The organism is Catenovulum agarivorans YM01 (genome assembly GCF_000281085.1).
GTDB lineage: Bacteria > Pseudomonadota > Gammaproteobacteria > Enterobacterales > Alteromonadaceae > Catenovulum > Catenovulum agarivorans.
The window spans coordinates 172,686-182,498 of sequence record NZ_AJWM01000041.1 but is presented as its reverse complement, the minus strand read 5'-3'; the positions used below and the strand labels follow the sequence as shown (position 1 = coordinate 182,498).

Here is a 9,813-nt window from a genome sequence, read left to right as displayed (position 1 = left end):
GATTCAGATTTCTTTCAATCTGACGGGTTTGCCAGCTTCGCTGGGCAAACAAAAAGGCCGCTACCTAAAAGGTAGCGGCCTTCATTTGAACTTAGTATTTATACTTGTATTAAATTTAACAACTAATAGCTATAACCATCATGTGTATTGCTTAAGCTATAAAAAGTCGCTTGTACATAATCGTTACCATCACCTGTATTGTTTTGGTTATATACACCAGCTTTAAAATACATATATTGATTTGAACCGTTATGGTAACCACTATTGCTCATATCGACAGTTTGTACCACATCAGGTTTGTTGTCTCGGTAGATAGTGACTGTTAATGTGTTACCTGTAACATTTATTGAGTATCCGAATCGCTCGCCTAACTCTATACCATCAGAAGGTTCTGAGGCTGAGCTTGAGCGATCACCTATCATGTTGTACCACTGTTCACTATTACCATTGCCCGGTTCATGCGCCAAATAAATTGAGCCTTTAGTGTGGCCAGGTAATAAACGGTAATACAAACGCGCAGGTTCATCATCTGTTGCGTGAATTTGTCCGATAATCACGCGGCCTACTTGGCTACTGCTACCTGTCGTCGTTACGTAGTCAACTTTTAATTCAGCCGTTAATTCACCATCTATACCACCAGCAGCACTTTTGTCTGACGATGAATATGTTGAGAATACCCAGTTATTTTTATTTACGCCTTGAGTGCTAATACTGGTGTCGCCTCTACGTAACATTTCACGTAACTCTGAACGTGTATAACTTGTATTGGTTGACGTTTTAGGCCCATCAATTGGCGCTTTAAACACCATACCACCGTCGGTTGCTGTGTAAAACCATTGGTTGTGTTCGTAGCCGTTTGCAAGTTCATTTTCTTTAATGGTGTCAGACTTACCATCGTTATTGTCGTCAACTGGTACACCTAAAGTCCAATCGAGTAGATCAAAATTACCTGAAGGTGGCAAACTCGGATCTAAATCACCGGATGGAGTTGGTGTTGGCGTTGGAGTTGGAGTCGGGGTGGGGGTCGGAGTAACTGAACCGTCAGTACAGCCACGTACTTTAGTTTCAATAATACTATTCCACGAATTAGATGAGTTACCATAACCCGTAATGCGCACGTAGCGAGCGTCAGAATCCGTCACATCAGCCGTTTCGTAACTTGAGCTTGAGCCGCTCGATTGACCACCGACCAAAACAGAAGTCCAGTCAGCATTGTTGCTAGAAGTATCAACATCAAAATATGAACTACGAGAATTACCTTTATACCAAACAACTTGTAAGTCTTTGACTTTGACTAAACCACCTAAATCATAAACAATCGATTTGCCTGACCCATTTGATGACCAACGTGACTCATCAGCTAAATCGCTATCTATGGTATTGAGTGGGCCATGTCCATCATTTGTGCCATCATCGGTCGCGTTAGCTATGCTCAAATCTGTGGTACCACTACAATTAACGCTTGTGGGTGTTGGAGTGGGCGTGGGTGTTGGAGACGAAATGCTTTCTAAATAAAAATCATCAAAGCGCCCTTCTCCACCGCTGTATTCGGCAAATATGCTTATTGACGTAGAGCTTGCTGAATTAAACTCGACTGTAACCTGCTCAAAATTACTACCACCGCCAGTTTGGCTGTAGCTAGTGCCATTGACAACGGCACCAATTTTACCTGAGCCTTTAATATAGGCAGTTAAACGATATTGAGTGTTTGCACTTACACTAACCGTTTGTTCGACTTTGGCACCACTGCCAGTAAATTTTGCAGAGCTATTACCTGAATATGCATCGCTTGAAATAGCTGAAGGATCTGTGTCGTTCCAACCATCCCAATTTGATTCAAACCCTGGGTTAGCAATATTTACTGAACTAGCTTGCGAAATGCCTGCCGCGGCGCTCGCTAAAACGCCAGCTATGCAGTAAGCCAAATATTTACTTGTGTGTGTTTTCATTTAGATATTTCCTTTGTTAGTTTTGTGTGTTTTACCAATACAACTACAATGTTTGTTTTGTGGCATACATTGTTTAATACATTGATTTACAATATTTACACATTAAAAACACCCTATCAACAATTTATCGCATAATTTGAAAGACAATTTTGTTTGCTCTGTATGCCAAATGTGCCAAAATTAAGTCGATCAGTTCGAAAGTCATGAGATAAATTAGAATAAATTTATTTGTTCACAGTAAGTAGAAATTGTCGCTTTTATAGAAATTCGAGCTTTTAAGTTAGCAACAATTAACTTTAAAACCATTAATATACAAATACTTATGAGATATCGGTGTCCTTAAATTTGTCTTGGTGTGTTAGCTATTGAAAAAAAGAGGTGGCATTTTCATCATAATCATGTAAATAAAATGGTAGACAAAAATGTAATACTTGGTATTCTTTGTAAGAATCAATTGTCTTACATTGGTGTTAGCTTTTTTGTAATGCGTTTTTGCATGGCATAGCTGAATTATCACCTTAAGTCCATTCGGGGCGCAGACTTTGATAGACCGTTTAAAAAATAATAGAGAGTAATTTAATATGTCTAAAAAAATAGCTTTAGTGACTGGTGCAACCGGTGGTATTGGTTTTGAAGTAGCAAAGCGTCTCGGCCAAGATGGATACACTGTTGTACTTAATGGTATTGAAGATGAGCAAGGTGCTGCTCGTGTTGAAGAGCTTAAAGGCTTAGGCATTGAAGCTGAGTATTATGGTTTTGATGTAACTAATGATGAAGCTGTTAGCCAGAATGTAACTGCGATTGGCGAAAAATATGGCCAAATCGATGTTGTTGTAAACAACGCTGGTGGTTTAGGTGGCCGTAGCCCAGTTGAGAGCATGACAACTGATTTTTATCGTTTTGTTATGGCGCTTAACTTAGATAGTGCTTTCTTTGTTTCAAGAGCAGCTATTCCTTTCTTGAAGAAAACAACTGGCGGTTCAATTATTAACTATACGTCAAACGCTGGTTGGAATGCTGGTGGCCCAGGTGCAGGCATTTACGCTGTATCTAAAGGTGCAGTGCATACTTTAACTCGTGCATTAGCCAAAGAATTAGCTCCAGCGGGTATCCGTGTAAACGCTGTATCTCCTGGCACTATCGACACGCCTTTCCACGCGCAAATCAAAGCAACTAAGCCTGAAGTATTTGCATCATGGAAAGACAGCATTATGTTAGGTCGTTTAGGCCAACCTGAAGAAGTTGCTTCAGTTGTATCTTTCTTAGTTAGCAAAGATGCGTCATTTATTACTGCTGAAACAATTCAAATCGGTGGTGGTCAAGCTTTAGGTATCTAATCTCAAGCTTATATTTGCCGAAGATACAGCTGTCCACTTTTTGTATCTTCGGCGTTTAATTCGCCCCATAGTCGGGGAAGGAGTTGGCTGTGACTAAAACTCTATTAATCGTGTTCTGTGTAATGTTAATGTCGGCATGTGGTAGTTCACAAAATACTCAAGCAGATACCTCCCCCACTACTCCACCAGATTCAAATACCCCATCTACCCCAGAGCCAGAAGGTGAACCACCTATTCTTGCAGAAGGCGTTTCGCCGAGTGAACTTTCCATCGAATTAGCTGATTGGTATTTAAGTGTGCCAACAGATACAGATGGCAATGGTAGAGCTGATTCGATCAGCACAAAAAATCTAATTTCCGGTTATGTTGATAGCAACTTTTTCTATGCAGCGACTGACGGCGGAATAGTTTTTAAAAGCCCAAGTTATGGTTTTAGAACTTCAACCAATACCAAATACGTGCGCTCTGAACTACGCGAGATGTTACGCCGCGACAATACCAGCATAAGTACTCAGGGTGTGAACAAAAACAACTGGGTGTTTTCAACCGCCCCCTTAGCTGACAGACAAGCAGCCGGTGGGATTGATGGTCGATTAACAGCTGAACTAGCAGTTAACCATGTAACCACCACAGGTGATAACTACCAAATTGGCCGAGTTATTATCGGACAAATACACGCAAATGATGACGAACCTATTCGACTGTATTACCGCAAGTTACCGAAAAACAGCAAAGGCAGTATTTATTTTGCGCATGAAAAATTAGGTGGTGATGACAGTTACGTAGAAATGATAGGCTCGCGCGCAGACTCAGCGGCAAATCCAACAGATGGTATAGCGCTGAATGAAAAGTTTGAATATCAAATTGAAGTAAATGGTCATCAGTTGAAGGTTGTGATTAGTAGAGTAGGTAAACCGGATGTGACTTCTGTGTTGGATATGTCTAACAGTGGTTACGACCAAGGTGGTCAGTATATGTACTTTAAAGCTGGCGTATATAACCAAAATAACACGTCAGACGAAGCTGATTACGTTCAAGCGACATTTTACCGAATTGAAAATAGCCATGACGGTTACAGTTTTAGCGAATAAAACGCACTAATAGAGGAAATACAATGAAATTTAAACATATTAGTACGCTAATTTTATCTGTGTTTGTGTTAACAACAGCGCATGTAGCGAAAGCCAATGAACATCCAAAGCTGATATTAACTAAAACGGGTGTTGAAAAAATCCAGAAAAATTTGGGTAAAGCTCCGTTATTTGATGCAAGCTTAGAAAAAGTAAAACAACAAGTTGACGAAGAAATAGCGCTTGGCATAGCCACACCACAACCTAAAGATTTTTCTGGTGGTTATACCCACTACCGCCACAAACAAAATTTTATCATTGCGCAAAAAGCTGGTGTACTCTACCAAATATTGCAAGATGACAAATACGCTATATATGTACGTGACATGTTGTTGCAATACGAAGCCATGTACAAACACTTACCAATTCATCCACAAAAACGTTCGTATGCGCCTGGCAAGTTATTTTGGCAATGTTTAAACGACAGTAACTGGTTGGTTTATATGAGCCAAGCCTACGATACGATTTACCATTTTCTGACCGCAGAACAGCGTTCAAAGTTAGAAAATAATTTATTTCGCCCTTTTGCTGATTATATTTCGTTAGACAACCCAGCATTTTATAATCGAATTCACAACCATAGCACTTGGGGTAACGCTGCTGTTGGTATGATAGGTTTGGTGATGAATGATCAAGCACTTATCGATAGAGCTTTATATGGTATCGAGGATGATGGGTTACCAGTTGGTGGGGTTGACAACGATGGTGGCACTATCAAAGTTGCAGATCAGAAAAAAGGCTTTTTAGCGAATTTAGAAGACCCTTTCTCTCCTGATGGTTATTATACAGAAGGCCCGTATTATCAAAGATACGCTATGTATCCTTTCCTAATATTTGCATTAGCAATGGAAAATACCCGCCCTGATTTAAAAGTATTGCAACACAAGAATAATGTGTTGCTGAAAGGCGTTGATGCACTACTGAATTTAACCGATGCTGACGGTAACTTTTTTCCGTTAAACGATGGGCAAAAGGGTATGTCGTATTATACCGCTTCGTTAGTAACCGCGGTGAACATTGCTTATCATTATGGCGATAAAAATCCACAGTTGCTCAGTATTGCGCAAAAGCAGAATCAAGTATTGCTCGACCAGTCTGGTTTAGACGTTGCGTTGGCAATTGAACAAGGCAAAACTCAACCTTTTAAAAAGCAGTCTATCCTATTGAGTGATGGACATGATGGTTCACAAGGTGGTGTGGGAATTTTACGTTATGGCAATGAAGAGCTGTCATTAGTTTTTAAATATGCTGCACAAGGTTTAAGCCACGGTCACTACGATAAATTGTCTTATTCGTTTTACCAACAAGGCAATGAAGTCTTGCAAGATTATGGCCTTGCACGTTTTGTAAATATTGGACAAAAAGGTGGTGGAAACTATTTACCTGAAAACAAAACTTGGGCAAAAACCACGATTGCACACAATACCCTTTCACAAAATGAACAGATGCATTTTGGTGGTAAATATGCAGTCGCAAGCCAACATCATTCAAATTTAGCGTTTTATGATATTGATAACCCTAATGTGCAAGTGATAAGCGCAACTGAAAGTAATGCCTACCCAGGTACAAAAATGCGTCGCACTATGGCCTTGATTAAAAATAAACATTTTGAACAAGCGTTTTTGTTAGACATTTTTAAAGTTAAATCAGCGAGCAAAAATCAGTACGATTTACCCTTTTATTATTTGGGTCAAGTGATTAGCACGAATTTTAGTTATCAATCTCCGGTAAGCTTGCAACCTTTAGGCGACAAAAATGGCTATCAACACTTATGGGTTGAAGGTACAGGCAAGGCAGTTTCAGGCAATACGCAATTTTCTTGGTTAGGTAAAACAAAGTATCACACCTTAACAGCCGTCACTAACGACAGTGACCAAGTATTGTTAACTCGAATTGGTGCAAATGATCCTAATTTCAATTTACGTCGTGAAGCTGGAATTATGTTGCGCCGCAATGATGTTGCGAATACCAGTTTTGTATCTGTCATTGAGTCGCATGGTAGTTATAGTCCAGTGACTGAGTTGTCACTGAATTCCAATAGTAATATTGCTGAATTAAAACTTGTTTATGACGATGAGAATTATACCGCTGTGCGCATTGTTGATATCGCGGGTAATCATCAATTATTTATTGTCGCGAACAAGCTTGTTGCGCCTTCAGCTAAACATAAAGTGACTATCGACAAACAAATTTATAGCTGGACTGGGCCTTATTATTATCAGTAGATAGCCAATCCATATATAGAGGGAGTTGTAGTTAACACAAGATTTTTCGAGGTGTAGATGAAACCACTCCTTGTTTTGTTTGGATTGTATTAAGCTGGCTGTGTGCACCTTTTGTGCACAGCCAATCGCAATTATCTAAGATTGTCGTTGCAACTCATATTGAACCGCCATTGGTTTATCAGTTGGTTGATGGCTCTTTTCACGGCAGCAATGTTGAAGTCGCTAAACTATTGGCTGAGTCGCTCAATCTTGAAGTGGAATTTGTTTATTGTCCTTTTGCTCGCTGTTTGTATCAAACTCAAACAGGCCAAGCTGACATGATGGTGGGCATAAACTATACTGAGCAGCGCGCGCAGTTTTTTAGTTATTTAGCTCAGCCTTATTCAAGTTTAATTACCCCTGTTAAATTTTATTTAAATAAAAATCGCCCTGCAGAAATTAATAAATACGAAGATTTAGTTGATAAAAAGATCGGGGTATTACGCGGTGCGGTATATTTTCAACCTTTTGATAATGACCCACGCTTAGCTAAAGTTCCAGTTGTTGATCATGAGCAATTAATTGCATTATTGCGCGCAGGACGTATAGACACTTTTTTAGCGCGAGATTTAAGTATTCGTCAACGCATCAACCAAGTTGAATACAGTGAGCTGCTAGATGTAGCCGAATTTTCCTTTACCAAGCGCCAAGATTTATTTATTGCCATATCAAAAAAATCACCTCTAAGTTTTTTTCAACAATCGTTATCGTCAACGCTTCTGCAATTAAAACAGCAAGGAAACATTGAAAAGATAATGGCTAAATATTGTTTATCCAGCCAAGATCAAATCCCGCATGCAAATCACCAAGATAATTAATTTACAACTGCAACCATAATTCAGGCCTATCCAGCGGGGTGGCTCGATGTAAATTAGGGTTAGGAATACGAATAACAGTTCTGGCCGCTAAATTAGCTTTATCTAAAGCATTTTTGACATGTGGCGCGTTATAAAAAAGCTGATCAAAACTGCCATCGGCTATCGCTGTTTCTAACCCTTGTTCGATTAAATCACGCAAAGCTGAGTTATCTTTCGCGACAAAAAAGTACATAGGCATTGGATAAATTAATAGAATATTTTGCTCCACCGCCAAAGATAAACCGTCACGACGATGCACTTCATCCCAAGGTTCGTGTACACCTAAAGGTAAATAATCAAAACGGCCACCGTCTAACATATAAAACAAACTTTCTTTTTTAACCGGTGTTACCACTGGCATACCTGAATGTTTTAATATATTGGTATCGCCCCAAAAACGTCCTTGGCCTGCGCGCAATTTGCGTAAATCATTTATAGAATGAACTTGGTTAAACTCAACTTGTTGATCGGCGTGAATTAAAAATAATCTATGCCCTTGCAAACCTTTCATCAAAGGAATACGAATAGGCAGCAAGTTGCTTTCATATTCAGGTTGAGTACCGGCCCACATTATCGACAGCTCTCCTGAATTTAAACGCTCAACTTGTTGTTGCTGATTAAAACTCTTGTTTGATTCGTTTAATTTAAACTGGCTAGAAGCCTGTGCCTTATCAAGCGCCAGCTCAATTAGTTCTACAAAGTAACGGCTTTTATCATCCTTGATTTGGGTGTATTTAATTTCCTGAGCACATACACTTGCACAAACTAACAGTAAGGTAATAAATAAATATTTCATATAGACCGACCTCATATTTACATTACGACATCCTTGTCGAAACACACGAACAAATTTTTGCTTAGCAACCACTAAGCTTTGATCAAATCACTTAATAACTGAGTTTTTTGTTGCATCAATTCAAAATCGCCCTTGCTTTCAACATTGAGTCGTAATAAAGGTTCTGTATTGGATGCCCGAATATTAAAGCGCCAGTTAGTAAATGACAGACTTAAACCGTCGATTTCTTCAACCGACACAGCTTGCTCCGCAAAGGTATTTTTCAGCTTGGCGATGACGCTGGCTGAATCTGCAACCGTGAAGTTAATTTCGCCGCTACATGGATATGCTTGTTGTTGGCGGTGAACCAGTTCAGACAAAGCAACACCTTTTTCACTGAGCAATTGGCAAATGAGTAACCAAGGAATATTGCCGTTGTCACAATAAGCAAAATCACGAAAATAATGATGTGCGCTCATCTCACCGCCGTAAATTGCGTTCACTTCACGCATAGTCGCTTTGATAAAAGCATGGCCAGTTTTGCTCACTTGGCCTTTGCCCTGATGATCCGCAATAATTTGTTGCGTGTTCCAGCATAAACGCGGATCAAATACGACTGTTTCACCGGGTGATTTTTCCAACATTGCCGCAGCCAACAAACCAACAATATAGTAGCCCTCAACAAAGTTACCGGTTTCATCAAAAACAAAACAACGGTCAAAATCACCATCCCAAGCAATGCCTAAATCGGCTTGGTGTTCAACCACAGCTTGTGCAGTGCTTAAGCGATTTTCCGGCAACAAAGGATTAGGTACTCCATTTGGGAAAGTACCATCTGCTTGATGGTTTATTTTGATAATTTCAAACGGCAAGGCATCTTCTAATAAGTCAACAATTGCACCTGCCCCACCGTTACCTGCGTTAACCACCAACTTGAGCGGCTTCAATTTGTTTAGTTGGATGTAAGATAATAAGTGAGCTTTATAAGCGGGTTTAAAATCAGCCGAATAAGTATTACCCGTTTTGTTTACTGCATTAAAGTCTGTCGTTTCAACTTTACTTCGAATAGCATTTAATTGAATAGAATCCAATGGCTTAGCACCAGCTGAAACAAACTTCATGCCGTTATAATCTTGTGGGTTATGGCTCGCTGTTACACAAACACCCGCATCAAAACTGCCAGACTGTGCGGCAAAATAAATTTCTTCTGTGCCACAAGTGCCAATAAAAGTAACATCACAACCCTGCTGTTTTATGCCTTGCATTAACGCATCTGATAACTCTGGCCCTGTTAAACGAATATCATGGCCAACCACTATATGTTTGGCATTCAGTTCATCTACCAATGCACGACCAATATTAAAAGCAATATCTGCGTTTAACTCAGACGGTACTTTTCCTCTAACATCGTATGCCTTAAAACAAGTTAGTTGTGTCACCCAAAACCTCAGAATAAATTCCAAACACCAACAAAATGTAACCGAATACATTTTATTTAGCA

7 protein-coding genes are annotated in these 9,813 nt (G+C 39.6%); 4 read left to right on the top strand and 3 right to left on the bottom strand.

Annotated elements, in window-relative coordinates; genetic code table 11:
- Positions 1–122: 122 nt before the first annotated feature.
- The gene (locus tag WSC_RS25460; RefSeq protein ID WP_016953974.1) at positions 123–1,949 is read right to left on the bottom strand and encodes a polysaccharide lyase family 7 protein; all 1,827 of its coding nucleotides are present in this window, start codon (positions 1,947–1,949) and stop codon (positions 123–125) included.
- A gap of 581 nt (positions 1,950–2,530) precedes the next feature.
- Here WSC_RS25460 and WSC_RS0100605 point away from each other — a divergent pair.
- The 4 genes from WSC_RS0100605 (at position 2,531) to WSC_RS0100590 (ending at position 7,498) form a co-directional block, all read left to right on the top strand.
- Positions 2,531–3,286, top strand: coding sequence for an SDR family NAD(P)-dependent oxidoreductase (locus tag WSC_RS0100605; protein WP_016953973.1), 756 nt, complete (start codon positions 2,531–2,533; stop codon positions 3,284–3,286).
- 89 nt (positions 3,287–3,375) lie between these two features.
- Positions 3,376–4,377 carry a polysaccharide lyase family 7 protein gene (locus WSC_RS0100600; RefSeq protein WP_237716250.1) on the top strand — a complete coding sequence of 334 codons (1,002 nt, stop codon included), beginning with the start codon at positions 3,376–3,378 and terminating at the stop codon, positions 4,375–4,377.
- A gap of 23 nt (positions 4,378–4,400) precedes the next feature.
- Positions 4,401–6,641, top strand: a complete 2,241-nt coding sequence (locus tag WSC_RS0100595; protein ID WP_016953971.1) for an alginate lyase family protein — start codon at positions 4,401–4,403, stop codon at positions 6,639–6,641.
- Positions 6,642–6,754: 113 nt separating this feature from the next.
- A complete protein-coding gene (locus tag WSC_RS0100590) occupies positions 6,755–7,498 on the top strand; it encodes a substrate-binding periplasmic protein (RefSeq protein ID WP_016953970.1) in 744 nt (247 codons plus the stop codon).
- Between the two features lies 1 nt (position 7,499).
- Here the strand turns inward: WSC_RS0100590 and WSC_RS0100585 are convergent, their stop codons facing one another.
- A complete protein-coding gene (locus WSC_RS0100585) occupies positions 7,500–8,333 on the bottom strand; it encodes a type 2 periplasmic-binding domain-containing protein (RefSeq protein ID WP_016953969.1) in 834 nt (277 codons plus the stop codon).
- Between the two features lie 71 nt (positions 8,334–8,404).
- Positions 8,405–9,751, bottom strand: coding sequence for a phosphohexomutase domain-containing protein (locus WSC_RS0100580; protein WP_016953968.1), 1,347 nt, complete (start codon positions 9,749–9,751; stop codon positions 8,405–8,407).
- Positions 9,752–9,813: the final 62 nt, after the last annotated feature.